The sequence below is a fragment of the Pseudonocardia aurantiaca genome (assembly GCF_039526725.1).
Taxonomy (GTDB): domain Bacteria; phylum Actinomycetota; class Actinomycetes; order Mycobacteriales; family Pseudonocardiaceae; genus Pseudonocardia; species Pseudonocardia aurantiaca.
This window is the reverse complement of sequence record NZ_BAAAJG010000001.1, coordinates 141691-158915: the sequence shown is the minus strand read 5'-3', so window position 1 is coordinate 158915 and position 17225 is coordinate 141691. Positions and strand designations below refer to the sequence as shown.

General features: G+C 71.6%; 16 protein-coding genes and 1 pseudogene. 7 read left to right on the top strand and 10 right to left on the bottom strand.

Going from position 1 to position 17225, the window contains the following annotated elements; translation table 11 throughout:
* Positions 1-137 precede the first annotated feature (137 nt).
* The 3 genes from ABD143_RS00645 to ABD143_RS00635 are packed head-to-tail and all read right to left on the bottom strand — an operon-like array spanning position 138 to position 2117.
* Entirely contained in the window at positions 138-1061 is a 924-nt protein-coding gene (locus ABD143_RS00645; protein WP_343969545.1) for an SDR family oxidoreductase, read from the bottom strand.
* A 49-nt stretch (positions 1062-1110) separates the two neighbouring features.
* A complete protein-coding gene (locus ABD143_RS00640; protein WP_343969542.1) occupies positions 1111-1779 on the bottom strand; it encodes a permease prefix domain 1-containing protein in 669 nt (222 codons plus the stop codon).
* On the bottom strand, positions 1776-2117 hold the full coding sequence (locus ABD143_RS00635; protein WP_343969539.1) for a PadR family transcriptional regulator: 342 nt from the start codon (positions 2115-2117) through the stop codon (positions 1776-1778). The genes ABD143_RS00640 and ABD143_RS00635 overlap by 4 nt, the downstream gene beginning before the upstream one ends.
* Before the next feature lie 99 nt (positions 2118-2216).
* Between ABD143_RS00635 and ABD143_RS00630 the strand changes: the two genes are divergently transcribed.
* Positions 2217-2639 carry a hypothetical protein gene (locus ABD143_RS00630; protein WP_343969536.1) on the top strand — a complete coding sequence of 141 codons (423 nt, stop codon included), beginning with the start codon at positions 2217-2219 and terminating at the stop codon, positions 2637-2639.
* Positions 2636-4204, top strand: a complete 1569-nt coding sequence (locus ABD143_RS00625; protein ID WP_343969533.1) for a multicopper oxidase family protein — start codon at positions 2636-2638, stop codon at positions 4202-4204. The genes ABD143_RS00630 and ABD143_RS00625 overlap by 4 nt, the downstream gene beginning before the upstream one ends.
* A 199-nt stretch (positions 4205-4403) precedes the next feature.
* On the opposite strand, the gene ABD143_RS00620 is transcribed toward ABD143_RS00625, so the two are convergent.
* The 4 genes from ABD143_RS00620 to ABD143_RS00605 form a co-directional block, all read right to left on the bottom strand.
* On the bottom strand, positions 4404-5414 hold the full coding sequence (locus ABD143_RS00620; protein ID WP_343969529.1) for a TIGR03842 family LLM class F420-dependent oxidoreductase: 1011 nt from the start codon (positions 5412-5414) through the stop codon (positions 4404-4406).
* 5 nt (positions 5415-5419) lie between these two features.
* On the bottom strand, positions 5420-6820 hold the full coding sequence (gene hydA, locus ABD143_RS00615) for a dihydropyrimidinase (RefSeq protein WP_343969526.1): 1401 nt from the start codon (positions 6818-6820) through the stop codon (positions 5420-5422).
* Positions 6817-8115, bottom strand: coding sequence for an aspartate aminotransferase family protein (locus ABD143_RS00610; RefSeq protein ID WP_343969523.1), 1299 nt, complete (start codon positions 8113-8115; stop codon positions 6817-6819). The genes hydA and ABD143_RS00610 overlap by 4 nt, the downstream gene beginning before the upstream one ends.
* Before the next feature lie 73 nt (positions 8116-8188).
* Positions 8189-9037, bottom strand: a complete 849-nt coding sequence (locus ABD143_RS00605) for a nitrilase-related carbon-nitrogen hydrolase (protein ID WP_343969520.1) — start codon at positions 9035-9037, stop codon at positions 8189-8191.
* A gap of 213 nt (positions 9038-9250) precedes the next feature.
* Between ABD143_RS00605 and ABD143_RS00600 the strand changes: the two genes are divergently transcribed.
* Positions 9251-9820, top strand: coding sequence for a DUF5134 domain-containing protein (locus ABD143_RS00600; RefSeq protein ID WP_343969517.1), 570 nt, complete (start codon positions 9251-9253; stop codon positions 9818-9820).
* A 15-nt stretch (positions 9821-9835) separates the two neighbouring features.
* On the opposite strand, the gene ABD143_RS00595 is transcribed toward ABD143_RS00600, so the two are convergent.
* Complete coding sequence (locus tag ABD143_RS00595; RefSeq protein WP_343969514.1) at positions 9836-11209, bottom strand: Nramp family divalent metal transporter; 1374 nt, start codon at positions 11207-11209, stop codon at positions 9836-9838.
* Positions 11210-11405: 196 nt separating this feature from the next.
* Between ABD143_RS00595 and ABD143_RS00590 the strand changes: the two genes are divergently transcribed.
* From ABD143_RS00590 to ABD143_RS00575, 4 genes are read left to right on the top strand one after another with little or no spacing between them, the layout of a single operon-like run.
* Positions 11406-11666, top strand: a complete 261-nt coding sequence (locus tag ABD143_RS00590) for a hypothetical protein (RefSeq protein WP_343969511.1) — start codon at positions 11406-11408, stop codon at positions 11664-11666.
* Positions 11667-11672: 6 nt separating this feature from the next.
* Positions 11673-11924, top strand: a complete 252-nt coding sequence (locus tag ABD143_RS00585; RefSeq protein ID WP_343969507.1) for a hypothetical protein — start codon at positions 11673-11675, stop codon at positions 11922-11924.
* Positions 11925-11935: 11 nt separating this feature from the next.
* Positions 11936-14686 (top strand): FtsK/SpoIIIE domain-containing protein, encoded by a 2751-nt coding sequence (locus ABD143_RS00580; RefSeq protein ID WP_343969504.1) that lies wholly within the window; start codon positions 11936-11938, stop codon positions 14684-14686.
* A complete protein-coding gene (locus tag ABD143_RS00575; RefSeq protein ID WP_343969501.1) occupies positions 14683-15078 on the top strand; it encodes a hypothetical protein in 396 nt (131 codons plus the stop codon). Before ABD143_RS00580 ends, ABD143_RS00575 begins: the two co-directional genes overlap by 4 nt.
* Positions 15079-16083: 1005 nt before the next feature.
* Here the strand turns inward: ABD143_RS00575 and ABD143_RS38080 are convergent.
* Positions 16084-16458: pseudogene (locus tag ABD143_RS38080) on the bottom strand (C40 family peptidase); the annotation flags it as partial.
* Positions 16459-17037: 579 nt separating this feature from the next.
* A complete protein-coding gene (locus ABD143_RS00565; RefSeq protein ID WP_343969495.1) occupies positions 17038-17220 on the bottom strand; it encodes a DUF6104 family protein in 183 nt (60 codons plus the stop codon).
* Positions 17221-17225 lie beyond the last annotated feature (5 nt).

Sequence of the window (17225 nt, the reverse complement as noted above, 5' to 3'; positions counted from 1 at the left end):
GCCGCGCCCAGGCGGCCCCTGTCGACACCGCCGGATCGCCCGGATACGCCCGGTATGAGAGCGATCCGGCGGCGCCGCCAGGAACCACCTGCATCACGGCTCTCATCGAACAAGATCCACCGGACACGCCCTAGCGGTCAGCGGTAGCCCGTGGTGTCCGCCGGCTTCCCGGCGTCCTGCACCTCCACCACGTACGGCCAGGCGTCCGGCTGCGAGCCGTCGAGGTCCGTGACGTTGTAGACCTTCCCCAGCTCGCCACTGGAGGTCGACTTGCCGTTCCAGCGTGCCCGGTCGGGGTCGGCGGCGAGAGCGGCGAGCCCGCGCCCGATGAACCGCGGCGTCTCGGAGATGGCGAAGTGGGGCACCTTTGCCAGCGCATCGCGCCAGTTCTCCTCCGTCACCTCGTAGACATCGAGCATCACCTCGGAGCGCAGCCAGCCCGGCGTCACGGCGACAGCGGTGGCCTCGTGGTCGCGCAGCTCGTGCGCCCAGCTGCGGGCGAGCCGGATCGGCGTGACCTTGGCCAGGTCGTAGTAGACGTTGAGGCGGTAGTTCTCCGCGTTGTACTCCGCGGTGCCGTCGGTGATCTCGACAACGATTGCGCCAGGGTTGCGGATGAGCAGCGGGAACGCGTACTTCGACGTGATGATGTGGGTGTCGATCGCGAGCCGCAGGAGCTTCATGCCGTCCTCGAGCGAGTGCTTCCAGACCGGCGCGTTCCACTCGGCGAGGAAGTCGCCGCCGAAGATGTCGTTCACCAAAATGTCGAGGTGGCCCTGCTCGGCGTCGATCCGCTGCACCAGCGAGTCGACCTGCTCGGGCACGAGGTGGTCGGTTTGCACCGCGATCCCGGTGCCGCCCGCCGCGGTGACGAGCTCGGCGGTCTCCTCGATCGTCTCGGGGCGGTTGTAGTCGCTGCGCTCCTCCCGGGTGGTCCGGCCGGTCACGTAGACGGTGGCGCCCGCCGCGCCCAGCTCCACCGCGATGCCCCGGCCCGCGCCGCGCGTCGCTCCCGCGACCAGTGCGACGCGTCCGGCGAGGGGCTTGTTCTCGGTAGTCATGGCACCACCATCAACCCTGAACCTGACACGTGGTGTCCGGGTTTCCCGATCAGATGGCCCGGGCCACCCGTAGGGTCCGCACAGCGCTCCAGATGACGACCGTGAACACCAGACCGCTCACGACGGCCGCCGGCACCGTGTACTGGTTGGCGGCGGCCATCTCGGCGGCCGAAGGCGCTTTGAAGAGGTTCATCACGACACCGGTGCTACCGCACACGACCGCCCCGGCGCAGGCGACCATGCCGACAAGCGACGTGACCAGCCGGGGCGGGGCGGTGCGGTGGAAGCTCGCTGCGAGCAGGGCGACGGCGGCGGCCGCGACCAGCATGGCCGAGGCGTCCTGCACGCGGGCCAGCACCAGGGTGAGCAACGGGGTCGGTTCGACGTGCGCGCCGGCGCTGCTGCGCCAGACAAGGTCCCACCCGAGCACCATGCCGGGGAACACAACCATGATCAGCACGGCCGTCCACCGGCCCTGCCGGGCGGCGAGCTCGGCCTGGAACTGCGGGGCGATCTCGCGGATCGGCCCGAAGTCGCGCACGGCCCGCCGGGCCGCCCGCTCATGGTCGAGGCCGCCGTCCCGGTAGGCGGCGACGGCGTCGTGCAGCCCGTCGCGCACCTCGCGGATCATGCTCCGGCGCACCCGGCCGGGGCCGCGCAGCACGCGTTCCAGTTCGGCGACGTGGGCCGTGACGGGGTCGGTGACAGTGACGGTCATGACGCCTCACCGGCCGCGCGGACGGGCCGCAGCACGGCGTCCATGACGGCGCTGAACTCGTGCCACTCCGCGCGCTGGCCCGCGAGCGCGTGGCGACCCGCGCGGGTGAGCGTGTAGGTGCGGCGCTCGCGGCCGGCGACCGTGCTCCACGTGCCGGAGAGCAGCGCCGCGCGCTCCAACCGCCGGAGCGCGGGGTAGACGGTGCCGGTGGGCAGGTCGAGCGCGCCACCGCTGCGGGCCTGCAGCGCCTCGATGATCGCGTAGCCGTGCCGGGGCTCGTCCTCCAGCACGGCAAGGATCAGCCCGTCGAGATGGCCGCGGACGGCGTCGGGTCTCACGTGTAGGGATCCTACCTACCCCATGGCCCCGCACATCAGGTTCCGGATCAGGGACATCCCTGATACATATGTAGGTTGTCTACCTATAGCGTCAGGCCCGTGGATACACTCGTCCCTCCGGTAGCCCGCGTCCGCAGCCCCCGGGCCTCGCTCTGGGCGCTGCGGATCGTGACCCTCGTCTTCGTGCTGGCCGTGCTCGCGCAACCCGTGCTGGCCGGCCTATTCCTCACCGGTGACATCGACGCGATCACCGCGCACGGCCTCGTCGGGGAGCTGCTCGCGCTCGGCGCGCTGGTCCTGATCGGGGTGGCCTTGGCCTACGTGCTGGGTGGGCGCGGCAGAATCTGGATACTGCCGGTGTCCGTGCTGTTGTTCCTGGCCGTCGGGTTTCAGATCGCCGCGGGCTTCGCGCGCCAGCTCGAGCTGCACGTCCCGCTCGGGGTTGTGATCGTGACGACGTCGGTGCTGCTGGCGGGCTGGGCGTGGTCGCCGCTGGCGGCCCGGCCGCGGGGCACCAAATGAGCGCGCCACGGCTCTCCCGTCGCGGCTTCCTCGGCATCCTCGGCGGCGCCGCCGCCCTCACGGCGCTCTCCGGCTGCAGCCTCGGCTCCGCCACGGGCTCGACCGGGGAGCAGCTGGTGAGCCGGATGCCGTTGCCCGAACCGTTCCGGGTGCCGCTGCCGGTGCCGCCGACCGCGCGGCCCGTCGGCGTCCACCCCAGCGGTGCCGATCTCTACCGCGTGACGCAGCGCGTCGCCGAGGTGGAGATCATCCCCGGAACGCGCACGCCGATCCTGGGCTACGACGGGATTTTCCCCGGCCCGACGTTCGAGACGCGCCGAGGCCGCCCGGTCGTCGTGCAGCACCGCAACGAGTTGCCCGTGCCGACGGTCGTGCACCTGCACGGCGGGCACACCCCGGCCGACTCCGACGGCTGGCCGCTCGACCTCGTGCTGCCGGTCGGCGACTCGAGCGACTGGTCGGGCCACGGCATGGTCGGGGACCCCGCGGCGAAGCAGGCCGCGGGCGTGCGGGAGCACCACTACCCGACCGACCAGCGGGCGGCGACGCTCTGGTACCACGACCACCGAATGGACTTCACCGCCCCGGCCGTCTACCGCGGGCTCGCCGGCTTCCACATCGTGCGCGACGACGAGGAGGATGCGCTCCCGCTGCCCCGCGGCGACCGGGAGCTGCCGCTGATGATCTGCGACCGCTCGTTCGCCGACGACGCCTCCTTCCGCTATCCGGGGCTCGACCAGGGCATGCGCTCGCTCCCGGGCGTCGAGGACGACTGGATGGAGGGTGTGCTCGGCGACGTCGTGCTGGTCAACGGGGCACCGTGGCCGGTGCACGAGGTGGATGCCGCGCGCTATCGCCTCCGGCTGCTCAATTCGGCCAACGCCCGCCGCTTCCGGCTGGCGCTCACCGTGCCCGGGGCGCCGGACCTGCCGCTCGTGCAGATCGGCTCCGACAGCGGGTTGCTCGCCGCACCCGTCGAGCACCAGGCGATCGAGGTCGCGGCGGGAGAGCGGTTCGACGTGGTCGTGGACTTCTCGGTGCTCCCGGTGGGCGCCGAGGTGACGATGATCAACGGCCTAGGCGCGGGACCCACCGCCGATGTCATGCGGTTCCGCGTGGTCCGCACCGCCCCCGACGACAGCCGGGTGCCGGAGCGGCTCTCGGAGATCGAGCCGCTCGTGCCGCCGCCAGGCGCGACCGAGCGGACGTTCCGGTTCACCCGCGGCGCCGTCCGCGACCACCGCGGCTGGACGATCAACGGCACCTCCTTCGACCCGAGCGCGTCGCTCGCCGACATCCCCCTGGGGGAGGTGGAGCTCTGGCGGTTCGTCACCGACGTGCACCACCCCGTGCACGTCCACCTCGACCCGTTCCAGGTACTGCGCCGCGGCTCAGGCGGCGCCGGACCCTACGACTCCGGGTGGAAGGACACAGTGGACCTGCGGCCCGCCGAGGTGGTCGAGGTGGCCGTGCGGTTCTCCGACCACGCCGGGCGGTTCGTCTTCCACTGCCACAACCTCGAGCACGAGGACATGGCGATGATGGGGACGATCCGCACGGTGTGAGAGCCCGGCACATATGCGCTGGGCGAGGTGTTCGCGGGCGTGCGTCACCCCGCTGGCCCGGCCCCTGGCCCTGCCTCTGTGCGGGCAGTAGGGCCGCGACCAACTCGTCGCTCGTCGCAGCGTCACCTGCTCGCCGGCGATCCGGTCGTTCTGTCGCTCAGCCATCCGGGCCTCAGCCACAGTTCCACCGACTCAGTGCTCAGAGCGCCGGGATCACCGCCGCCCCGTACGCCTCGATCGTCTCCTCTCGAGCGTCGTGCATCGCGTAGATCGCGAACTGGTCCACGCCCAGCTCGCGGAGCACGGCCAGCTTCTCCAGCTGCGCGGCGGGTGGGCCGAGGAGGCAGAACCGGTCGACCACCTCGTCCGGCACGAAGTCGGTGGAGCGGTTCCCGGCGCGGCCGTGGTGGGAGTAGTCGTACCCGTCGCGGTCCTTGATGTAGCCGGTCAGCTCCGCCGGGACGGCGGCCGAGGTCTCCCCGTAGCGCGTCACGAGGTCGGCCACGTGGTTGCCGACCATCCCGCCGAACCAGCGGCACTGGTCCCGTGCGTGTGCCCAGAACTCGGCGCTGCCATCGCCCACGTAGGCCGGCGCCGCCACGCACATCGTGATCGCCGCCGGGTCACGGCCTGCTGCCGCTGCCGACGCGCGCACGGTCTTTATCGTCCACTCGACGAGATAGGGGTCGGCGAGCTGGAGGATGAACCCGTCGGCAGCCCGCCCGACGAGGTCGAGCGCCTTGGGCCCGTATCCGGCCATCCAGACGGGCAGCGCTGCGCCGTCGGGCACCCACGGGATCTGCACGGTCGTGCCGTCCATGTCGACGGCACGACCCTCTGCCAGCTCGCGGATCACATGGATCGACGCCTCGAGCCGCGCCAGCGTCGTCGGCGGGCGGCCCTGCACGCGCACAGCGGAGTCGCCCCTGCCGATGCCGCAGATCGTCCGGTTGCCGAACATGTCGCCCAGCGTGGCGTGCAGCGAGGCGATGACAGTCCAGTCGCGGGTGCCCGGGTTGGTCACCATCGGCCCGACGATCATCCGGGACGTCCGCTCCAGGATCCGCGGGTAGATGACGTAGGGCTCCTGCCACAGCACGTGCGAGTCGAACGTCCAGCCGTGGCTGAACCCGAGCTCCTCCGCCCGCACCATCAGGTCGACGACCTTCTGCGCGGGCGGGTCGGTCTGCAGGACCAGGCCGATGTCCATGCCCGTCACCGCAGGTACTGGCAGGTGTCGCGCTTGAGGAACTGGCCGTCACCCGCCGCGCCGCGGTACTCCCCGGCGTCGACGATCACGCGGCCCCGAGAGAGCACCGTGCGCACCTTGCCGGTGGTCTCCCGGCCCTCGTAGCAGGAGTAGTCGACGGCCATGTGGTGCGTCTCGGCCGAGTGCACCTGCTTCGCGGCCGGGTCGTAGATCACGATGTCGGCGTCGGCGCCCGGGGCGATCGTGCCCTTGCGCGGGTAGAGCCCGAACATCTTCGCGGGAGTGGCGCAGGCGATCTCGATCCAGCGCTTCCGCGAGATGTGCCCCTCGACCACACCCTGGTGCAGCAGGTCCATCCGCGTCTCGACGCCGGGCAGGCCGTTGGGGATCTTCGAGAAGTCCCCGATGCCCATCTCCTTCTGTCCCTTGAAGCAGAACGGGCAGTGGTCGGTGGACACCACGGAGAGGTCGTCGGTGCGCAGCCCGCGCCAGAGCGCCGCCTGGTGCTCGGCGGGGCGCAGGGGTGTGGAGCAGACGTACTTCGCGCCCTCGAAGCCGGGCTTCGCGAGGTCGTCGGTGGAGAGGAACAGGTACTGCGGGCAGGTCTCGGCGAACGCGTTGTAGCCCTCGTCGCGGGCCGCGGTCACCTGGGCCAGGGCCTGCGCAGCCGAGAGGTGGACGATGTAGATCGGCGCGCCCGCCACCTGCGCGAGCTTGATCGCCCGGTGGGTGGCCTCGGCTTCGAGCAGCGCGTGGCGCACCTCGCCGTGGAAGCGCGGATCGGTGTGGCCCTTGGCAAGCGCCTGCTCCACCAGCACGTCGATCGCGATGCCGTTCTCGGCGTGCATCATGATCAGTCCGCCGGTCTCGGCGCCCTTCTGCAGCGCGCGCAGGATCTTGCCGTCGTCGCTGTAGAACACACCCGGGTAGGCCATGAACAGCTTGAAGCTGGTCACGCCCTCACCGACGAGGGCCTCCATCTCCTTGAGCGAGCCCTCGTTGACGTCCGCGAGGATCATGTGGAACGAGTAGTCGATCGCGCAGTTGCCGTCGGCCTTCGCGTGCCACGCGTCGAGGCCCTCGCGCAGCGAGCCACCCACCTGCTGGATCGCGAAGTCGACGATCGTCGTGGTGCCGCCCCATGCCGCGGCGCGGGTGCCGGTCTCGAACGTGTCGGCAGCGTAGGTGCCGCCGAACGGCATCTCCATGTGCGTGTGCCCGTCCACCCCGCCCGGCACCACGTACATGCCGGTGGCGTCGAGCTCGGTGTCGGCGGACCAGCCTTGCGCGACGGCCGACCCGGTGGCCGCCAGCGCGACCACCTGCTCCCCGTCGACCAGGACGTCCGCGCCGATCTCGTCGGACGCGGTGATCACCAGCCCGTTGCGGATGATTGTCGTCGTCACGGGGTGACCTCCTCGATCGATGCCACCAGCGCCTCGAGGCCTTCGAGGGCCTCGTCGGTGGTGAGCGTGAGCGGCGGCGCGATGCGCAGCACGTTGCCGTGCAGCCCGCCCTTGCCGACGAGCAGGCCGCGCCGCTTGGCCGCCTCCAGCACGGCGCTCGCCAGTTCGGGGGCGGGTTCGCCGGGAGATCCCGTGTCCGGCCGCACCAACTCGACGCCGATCATCAGGCCCTTGCCGCGGACGTCCCCCACGATCGGGGAGCCCATCTCGCGCAGGCCGGCGAGCAGCGTGGGGCCCTGGCGGGCGGCGTTGTCCTGCAGCTTGTGGTCGAGCAGGTAGCGCAGGTTCGCGAGCGCCCCCGCGGCGGTGAGCGGCGAGCCGCCGAACGTCGAGATCGAGTTGGCGTGCAGGCAGTCCATCACCTCGGGGCGGGCGATCACGCCGCCCATCGACAGCCCGTTCCCGACGCCCTTCGCGAACGTGACGATGTCCGGCGTTGCCCTGTGTCGATCGTCACGGTGCGCCTGCCAGCCCCAGAAGTGTTCCCCGGTGCGACCCCAGCCGGTCTGCACCTCGTCGGAGATCCACAGGATGCCCCGCTCGCGCAGCACCTCGGCGAACGCGCCAAGCAGCCCGTCCGGGCCTGAGGTGAACCCGCCGACACCCTGGATCGGCTCCGCGATGAGCGCCGCGATGTCGCCGCCCGCGTGGTCGAGCAGCTCCTTCAGGTCCGCGACGCACGCGGCGATGTACTCGCCGTCGGAGAGGCCGGCGAAGGGCGAGCGGTACTGCTGCCCGCCGTGCACGTAGTAGACCTGGAACGGCGAGAGCGACGTCGGCGACCACGACCGGTTGCCCGTGATCGCGACGGTGGAGAACGACCGTCCGTGGTAGCTGTTGCGCAGCGCAAGGATCTGGTTGGACCCGCGCAGCGAGCTGGCCAGCAGTAGCGCCGTGTCGTTGGCCTCGGTGCCGCTGGTCGTCAGGAAGACCTTCGCGTCCGGGATATCCGACACCGCGGCGATCTGCTCGGCCAGCTCCACCATCGGGCGGTTCAGGTAGAGCGTAGAGCTGTGGATGATGCGCCCGGCCTGGTCGCTGACGGCCTTCGTGACCTCCGGCAGCGCGTGCGCGGTCATCGTGGTGAGGATGCCGCCGAAGAAGTCCAGGTAGCAGTTGCCGTCGGCGTCCCAGACGCGGCGGCCCTCGCCTCGGTCGATCTCGATCGGCTCGGCGTAGTAGAGCGCGAGCCACGACGGGAGCACCGCCCGTGTGCGGGCCAGCAGGTCGCTCACGAATCCTCCTCGCTGGCGCTCGTCGGCCGCGTTCGCGGCGCTGCTGCGTCCGATGGTGAGCTCGCAAGCTCGCTCACGACTCCACCAGCGGGCCGTAGGCGTCGGGGCGGCGGTCGCGGTAGAACGCCCACTGCTGGCGCACCTCGTCGATCATCGCGAGATCGAGGTCGCGGACCACCAGCTCCTCTTCCGAGCCACTCGCGACCTCGCCGACGAACTGCCCGCGCGGGTCGACGAAGTAGCTGGTGCCGTAGAAGTCGTTGTCGCCGTACTCCTCCACACCCACCCGGTTGATCGCCGCGACGAAGTACTCGTTGGCCACGGCGGAGGCGGGCTGCTCCAGCTTCCAGAGGTAGGACGAGAGCCCGCGGCTGGTGGCGCTGGGGTTGTAGACGATCTCCGCGCCGGCCAGGCCCAGCGCCCGCCAGCCTTCGGGGAAGTGCCGGTCGTAGCAGATGTAGACGCCCACCTTGCCGACAGCGGTGTCGAACACCGGCCAGCCGAGGTTGCCCGGCTTGAAGTAGTACTTCTCCCAGAAGCCCTTCACCTGCGGGATGTGGTGCTTGCGGTACTTGCCGAGGTAGCTGCCGTCGGCGTCGATCACCGCGGCGGTGTTGTAGTAGTTGCCCGCGCTCTCGATCTCGAAGACCGGCACCACGAGCACCATCCCGGTCTCCCGGGCGAGCGCCTGCATGCGCTCCACGGTGGGCCCGTCCGGCACGGGCTCGGCCCAGCGGTAGTGCTCCGCCTCCTGCACCTGGCAGAAGTACGGCGCGTTGAAGACCTCCTGGAAGCCCATGATCTGTGCACCCTGCTCGGCCGCCGCCCGCGCGTAGGACTCGTGCACCTCGATCATCGAGGCCGTGTCACCAGTCCACTTCGCCTGGAGCAGCGCCGCGCGCACCACCCGCGAGTCCGTCATCGCCCAACCTCCGCCGATCTCGCCCACACACGGGGAAGGGCACACCTTCGACCGTCCGACCGCCCCGTCGCAAGACCCAACCCGGCAGAGACACCTGCTCGTCACACGGTCTCCCGAAGCCGCTGCGGACCGTGCTACCCCCGCACGGTATGGAGCTGCGGCCTGCTCCTGACCTATCGTCTCGATCGATCACGTCGCCCGCCGGGAGGACGCATGAACTGGGGGTCGGCCGCGCTCGCGCTCGCCTGCCTCGCTGCGGCAGGCCTGCACCTCGTCCGTCTCGCGGTGCGCCGTCGCGACGTCGTCGGCGAGGCGTCGCACGCGGCGATGGCGCTCGGGATGGCGGCCATGGCCTCCCCGCTCGGCGACCCGGTCCCCGAACCGGTGTGGATGGCCGTCTACGTGGTCATCGCGGTGTGGTTCGCCATGCTCGTCCTACGCACCCGCTCGACGGGCGGTGACGCCGTGCACCACGTGGTCGGCAGCGGGGCGATGCTGTTCATGCTCGCCGCCGACCACTCAACGGGCCACATGTCGCACGGCGGCGGCCCGGCGTCGGGGCTCGTCGCGGTGACGGCGATGGCGTTCACCGGCTACTTCGCCTGGCACGCCCTGCGCTGCGCCGACCGCTGCCGCCGGGAGCAGGAGCCGTGCGACGGGCACAACGCACGCGGCGTGGTGCTGGTGCAGCGCGCGCTGGCCGTGCACACACCGCAGGCCGGAGCCGTGGGCCACCTGGTGGCGGCGGTGGCGATGTCAGCGATGCTCATGACCATGGTCTGAGCGCAAGGCTCGCGCTCAGCCGAAGCGTCTGACCAGCTCCGTCACCAGCAGCACGACGAACAGCGACGAAGCCGCGACCAGCAGCACGTTGGAGAGCCAGCCGGACCGCCCCTCGCGGGCCACCCGCCGCGAGTTCAGTAGCAGGAGCAGCGTGATGCCGAGGAACGGCATGAACGCCGCGCCCAGCACGCCGTAGACGAGCGTGAGCACGAATGGCGAGTCGAAGAACAGCAGCGACATCGGCGGGATCGTCAGCCACAGCAGGTACGCCCGGAACGGGAGGCTGCGCTCGGCTGCCGTGGCCGTGTAGCCGGTCTCGGTGGCATCCGGGAGGGTGACGTCGGTGTGGGTGACGTCGGTGTGGGTGACGCCGGTGTGGGTGACGTCGGCCGCGTTCTCGCCCGCACCGACCTCGGCCTTCTTCCCGTGCGGGAGCCGGATGATCCGGGTCCAGTCCGTGAAGAGCAGGCTGACGCCGTTCCAGACGCCGAGCAGCGACGTGGTCGTCACCGCGAGGAACCCGACGAGGAAGAGGATCCGGGCCCACTCGCCGTACCGCGTGCCGAGCTCGGTGCCCAGCACGAGCAAACCCTTGTCACCGGAGACGATGTCCTGGCCGAAGAGCATCTCGGCGCCGACTATGAGCATCGCGATCACGAAGATCGCGGTCATGATGTAGCCGACGGCGTTGTCCAGCCGCATGACCGAGAGCCAGCCGGTGCCCTTCCAGCCCTTCGCGATCATCCAGTAGCCGTAGGCCGCCATCGTGATCGTGCCGCCGACACCGCCGATCAGCCCGAGCACGTAGACCACCGAGCCGTCGGGCAGCTGCGGCACGAGCCCGTTGGCGAGCGCGGCCAGGTCGGGTGCCACCAGGATCGCCACGGAGACGACGGTGACGAACTTGATCAGCACCAGCACGGTCACGAGCTTCTCGAAGACCTGGTAGCGCTGCACCCAGACCAGCGCCAGGCCGAGGACGCCGGCGATCATCGCCCAGTAGCGGACGTCCAGCCCGCCGAACAGGGCGTTGAGCGGGAGCCCGACGGCCGACATCGCCGTGGCGCCGTAGATGAACCCCCAGATGACGATGTAGACACCGAAGAAGACGGTGGCCCAGTAACCGAGGCGGCGCCAGCCGTCGAGGAGGGTCGAGCCGGACGCGAGGTGCCAGCGTCCCACGCCCTCGGCGAGCGCGAGCTTGAGGGCGGCGCCGACCACCGCCGCCCACAGCAGCGCGTAGCCGTACTGCGAGCCCGCGACCATTGTGGCCACCAGGTCGCCCGACCCGACGCCCGCTGCGGCGGCGAGCAGCCCCGGTCCTACCTGCTTCAGTCTGGCCCTGAGCCCGACCGGTGGAGTGGCCTCCTCGGCCCTCGACATCGTCATCGGCTTCCCCCGCTCCTCGTCGCGCCGGAGATCTTGGTCCGTCGACCATAAGGGTGATGACCTGGGCTCGCAGCATCGATAACGGATCGTCACCGCTGCGTCCGGTCGAGTGAAGGGACGCTAGATTCGTCTTCGCACTGTTGGGGCGTAACAGCGCAGGGTGTAATGGGCACGGAACGATCAGGAGTATCCGCGAATGGCGAGCATCGAAGAGGTCCGGGCCGGCATCGCGCTGGCCAACGACAAGGCCTCGGAGAGCCTAGGGGCACTGCAGCAGGCGTACTCGTCACTGGAGCAGGCGCAGGGGGCGTTGTTGCGAGTCACCGAGGGCAGCGCGCAGGCGGACGTGTCGGAGGCCAACGGGCTGCTGGCCCAGGCCGTGGGGAGCATCAGCGAGGTGCAGCAAGCGGTGCAGGCGGCGATCCAGGCCTCCGAGAACGTGGCGAACCGGCTGTGATCCCCCGTGAGTGATCTCGGAGAGATCCGGGAGGTGCTCGCAGGTGTCACCGAGCAGCTCGGCAGCGCCTACCAGCATGCGGAGGCGGCGCGAGACCGAATCGCCGATGCGGTCGCCGTCCTCGACGGGCTGGGGGAGCAGCACACCACGCCGCTGCTGCCCCCCGAGCTGGTCCGGGCGGCCGACGAGCTGGAGCGTGGGCTCGCGTTCATCACCGGCGGGGTCGCAGCCGTCGCCGACATCAGCGCGCGGATCTAAGGGCACTGGTCATGGCGCAGGGGCGGGGTCGCAGGCAGGAGCGGATCAGCGAGGCGTTCGAGGCGCTCTGCGCTGCCGTCGCGCGGGCGTTGGGTGCAGCCGAGGGCGCCCGTGACGCGGCCGTGCGCGCGCACGCCGAGGCCATGGTGGAGAGCTGGCTGCGGGCCCAAGGGCTCGACGCCGCGCAGGCAGACCCGGAGATGACGAGGGTATTCGCCAACCCGCACCTCGCCGGGCCGCTGGAACGGATGCGGGCCGACCGCACGGCAGCGTTCCGGAGGTGGCTGGCCAGCCAACCGGACCTGCTCGCCGACATCGTCGCCGATGCAGCCCCCGACGCCGCCGGGCGCCCGCCGGCCCACTGGCTGGGGCAGGTCGGCAAGGCCGACGGCTCCGAGCCGATCCCGGGGCTCTGGTCGATCGGGACCGGGCGGATCGGGTCGGCCGAACCCGCGTTCCCCGTCGCGGTGCCTCTGCTCGACGAGTCGCACCTGCAGATCACCTCCACCCACGACGGCCGCGAGCGCGCCGAGGGGCTCGTGGAGAGCCTGCTGCTGCGCGTCATGACTCATTTCCGGCCGGGCATGGTGCAGTTGCACGTCTGGGACGTCGGGCAGTTCACCGGCGCGCTGCCGGGGCTCTACCCGCTCACCCGCACCGGGCTGTTGACCGTGCACGACCCCGCGCGGCTGGCGCAGCTGCTCGAGGGGCTGTCGGACCGCATCCGCCGGGTCCACACGCGAGTGCTCGTCGACGGCCACCCGTCGCTGCGCGCGCTCGCCCAGGCCACGGGTGAACGCACGGAGCCGTGGATTGTCGCGGTGCTCGTCGGGAACCGGCAGGCTCTCAAGGAGGACGACCACCGCCAGCTCCAGCGGGTTGCCCGGGGCGGGCTGGCCTGCGGTGTGCAGCTCGTGCTGCTCGACGTGCCGATGACCGTGAACGCCCCCGTCGAGACGGTGCACGTCGGCGACGACGGCACCGGCAGCTCGTCCATGACCGGGCGGTATGTCACGGTGCACCCGGACCCACCGCTGGCCGCTGCCGACGTCACCCGGGCCGCGCATGCCATCGCCGACGAGCACGAACGCTTGCGCAGCCGGATCGGCACGTTTGCCGACCTCCTCCCCCCGCAGGGGCAGTGGGGCCAGCAGAACTCGATCAGCGGCTTGAGCGCGCCGGTCGGGTTCTCCGACGGGAAGCCGGTCCAGATGATACTGGCCGACTCCTCGCCGCACGCGCTGATCGGCGGGCCCAGCGGGTCGGGCAAGACGAACCTGTTGCTCACCATGATCAGTTCGATGGCCACCCGGTACAGCCCTGACGAGCTGGAGTTCTATCTCCTCGACTTCAAGGAGGGCGTGTCGTTCGCGCAGTTCGCGCCCGGGCGCCGGGACCCCACGTGGCTCCCGCACGCCCGCCTCGTCGGGGTCAACATCAACACCGACCGCGAGTTCGGCCTCGCCCTCCTGCAGTTCCTCGCCGACGAGATGCGCCGCCGCGCCGAGGCCGCCAAATCACACGAGGTCACGAAGCTGGAGGAGCTGCGCCGCGAGGCGCCGGATGAGCGCTGGCCGCGGATCGTCGCGGTGATCGACGAGTTCCAGTACCTCTTCAGCGAACGCGACGCCGTGACGCGCGCGGCCACCCTGCTGCTGGAGGACGTCGCCCGCCGCGGCCGGTCCCAGGGCATCCACCTGGTGCTGGCCAGCCAGGACGTCTCCGGCATCGAGGCGTTCTGGGGGCGTCCGGCGATCTTCGAGCAGTTCGTGCTGCGGATCGCGCTGCCGCGGGCACGGCGGGTGCTCGTCGAGCTGAACGACGCCACCCTTGACCTGCCGCGCTGGCACGCCGTGCTCAACCACGAATCCGGCATCAAACACGGCAACGAGATCGTGCGCATCCCGGACGCCACCGCCCGCGGCTCCGTCAACGAGGTGCAGCGCCTCCTCCACGAGAGGTACGCCTCGCAGCCCGACGGCGCCTCCGAACCGCGGCTGTTCGACGGGAGCCGGTCGCCGCGCTTCATCGACCTCGCCGCCGACCTGCCCCGCGACGGCGCGCCCAAGGCACTCGTCGGGCAGTGCATCGACGTCGCCGGGAGCGCGGCCGCCGTCGGGCTGCCCGACGCGCCCGGTCGCAACGTCGGGGTCCTCGCCTCCGTGGGGCAGGCGGCGATGCAGGTGCTCGGCGCCGCCGCCGGGTCGCTGGCCGGCCAGTTCCCGCCGGGCGACGTGGACGTGGTGATCGCCCCGTTGGTCGCCGAGGCGGTGGAGCCCGCCGCGCAGCTGGCCGAGGTCGTCGCCGCGGCCGGGCAGCCGGTGGAGACCGTGTCGCTCAATCGCCTGCGCGCCCGCATCGAGGCGATGGCCAGGGACGTCACGGATCGCCTCAGCGGTGCCGCGCCCCGCAGACCCGTGGCCCTTGTGCTCTACGCGGCCGACGCAGCTGACACCGTCCTGGAACGCGACGGCACCGAGGCCATGCGCAAGCTGATGCGCTTCGGCCCCGAGACCGGTGTGCACGTGCTGGGCTGGTGGCGCAGCGTTCCGCGGTTGCGGGCGCTGCTGATGATGAGCGCGTCGATCGACGACCTCGGCGCCTGGGTCGCGCTCGACGTCCAGGGCTCCGAGTTGCAGGCGCTGGTGCCGGGGATGCTGTTGAACTGGTCGTCGCGCGCAGGGCGCGGGTTGTTCTTCGACCGCGCGCAGCATTCGATCCCGGAGGTGGTCATCGTGCCGTCGCTGGAGGAGCCGTCGTGACCGACGCTCCCTACTACAGCGCGCCCCGCGACTACACCGCAGCCCGCGAGTACAAGGAGATCATCGCGGGCATCACTGCCGCCGCCAACGCCCTCCAGGAGCGCGACCGCGAACGCGCGACCCGGCTCAACCGCGAGCTGGTCGGGTTGGAGGAGGACATGGTCCGGGCGGTCGAGCGCGCCGCCCTCACCCGCGTCGCTGTCGAGCTGCACTGGGAGGCGGCGCTCGAGGCCCTCTGGGTGGAGTCGTGGATGACGCTGCGCCGCCGCCCCGAGCCCGACCCGAGCGCCGACCCTGCCGACCTCGAGCGGTACGACGCCGAGGTCGAGCTGCGCGCGGCGGAGCTGCAGGAGGCCGTGCGCAGGCGCCGCTTCGGACTGCCGCGGCGCTGACCGGGCCTACTGCGCCACGACCACCAGTACGCTGCCGTCCCCGTCGGTCCTGAGGAGGACGAGCCGGTTGGGGTCGGCGGTCGCGATGCCCTGTGCGGTGGCGGCATCGACCGTGCGGCGGGAGGTGACGGTCAGCGTCACGGGCTTGCCACCCCGGTCGATCTGCAGGGCTGCTCCGGCGACGAGCTCGTCGTCCGGTTCGCCCGGGGGCAGCGTGACGGCGCGGCCGCCGGTGACGCCGGCGGCGCCGGGATCCGCGGGTGCGGCCGGCAGCCCGTGGGGGCCGGGTTCGACGCGCACGAGTCGCAGTTTCCGCTCGCCGGGGAGGGTGAGCCGGTCGCCGGGTGCCGCGAGGGCTCCGGCGGGCCGGCTCGGCGCCGTTGTGGTGGGTGTGGTGGTGGGTGTGGTGGTGGGTTTCGGGGCGGTCGAGCCCGGCGAGGTCGGTGCTGCCTTCGCCGATGTGCCGCTGTTCGCCGCGGTGCTCGTGGGGGCCGGGGTGGGTGACCGGGTGGGCGCTGTGCTTGACGGCGCTGTGTCTGACGTGGGCGCTGTGTCGGACGTGGGCGCCGTGGCTGACTTGGGCGCTGTGTCGGGGGTGGGCGCTGCCTTCGCCGTCGCATTTGTGGTGGTGCTCGGCGGCGAGGCGGGGGCGGTGGTGCTGCTCGGAGCGGCGCTGGTGGGCGCCGGAGCTGGGCCGGTTGTCCCGGTCGGCGTGGCTTCCCGGGTGGTGATGGGCCTTCCGCCCTGGCTGCTGGGCGTGCTGCCCGGGGTCGCGCTGGTGAGTCCGCTCCGACCCGGTTCGGGCGCGGCCGGCGCGCTCTGACCCGCCGTGGTTGTGGTGGTGGTCGTGATGGTCGTCGTGGTGCTGGCGCGCGGCGGCGGGTCGGGGGCCGGTGGCGCCGGGAACTCGGTGGGCCCGGGCGGCACCTCCGGTGCCGGCACGGGTGGCACCTCGCGGGGCAGGTCCGCGCGGGGCAGCAGGCCGGGGCCGTTCCGTCCGACGCCAGGGCGGGTGGCGCCGAGGTAGTCGTCGCCGGGGTAGCGGACCCATGCGAGCCGCACTGGCTGCCCGAAGGTCGGCGCATTCACCATCCGGCCGTACCCCACGTACAGCCCGACGTGATGCACGCGCTCCGGCACGCCGTAGAACACCAGGTCGCCGGGCAGCAGCGGCGCCCCCGCCGGTACGTGCGGCCCCGCGTAGAACTGCGTGTGCGCCGTGCGCGGCAGGATCACGCCCGCGTAGGCGTAGGCGGCTGTGGTCAGGCCGGAGCAGTCGAAGCCCGCCTCCCCTCTCTGCGGGCCGTCCCCGCCCCACACGTACGGCAGGCCGCGCTGGGCCAGGGCGAACGCGATCGCCGCCCGGGCGGCCATGCTGGGCAGCGCGGTGGTGTCGACCATCGACTCGTCGAGCACCGCAGGTACCGGCGGCACGGCAGGAATCGGGGGCAGCACGAGAATCGGTGGCAGCGCCGGCGCGGGGGAGACCGCTGGAGCCGGACGCACCGCGAACGCGGCGAGCGGCGGTTGCCGCAGGAGGGGTGGCATCACACGTGGGCCGTGGGCGAGCCGCAGCAGCGGCACGACGTCGCTCGGCGGGCTCGGGCCTGCCTGCTCGGAGCCGGCCGGGCCGACCACCCCACTCGCCGGCACGACCGTCATGAACCCCGTGAAGGCGGCGAAAATGGCGAGCGTGAGCTGTCCGAACGAGCGCCGCTCACGCCCGTTCGGAACCTCCCCCCCGGTCGGTCGGCCCCGCACCGCCCCGATCGTGCCCGGAAAGGCTGACCGACGCCACCGCTTCGAGGTGATCGTTCACGTGCCGATCTTCCGCGTCGGCGGTCCCGTAACGTCAGCAAAGCCGCATTCAGGACCGGTGCTGCGCGCGAGTCGCTGGATTCGTGCGCGTGAGTTGCTGCGGGCTAGGTAATGCTCCGTCGCCTGAGCGCCCTCGCCGGGTCAGGCGTCCGGGTCGTCCGAGTCGTCGCGCGCGAGGAAGCTCGCCAGGCGCTCGACGGCGTCCTCGAACGCCGGATTGAGGTCGACGAAGGTGCGGAGCCGGTCAGCGAGCCACTCGACGCTGACCTGCTCCTCGCCCCGCCGCTCGGCGAGCTCCTCGATGCCGCGGTCGGTGAAGTACACGCTGC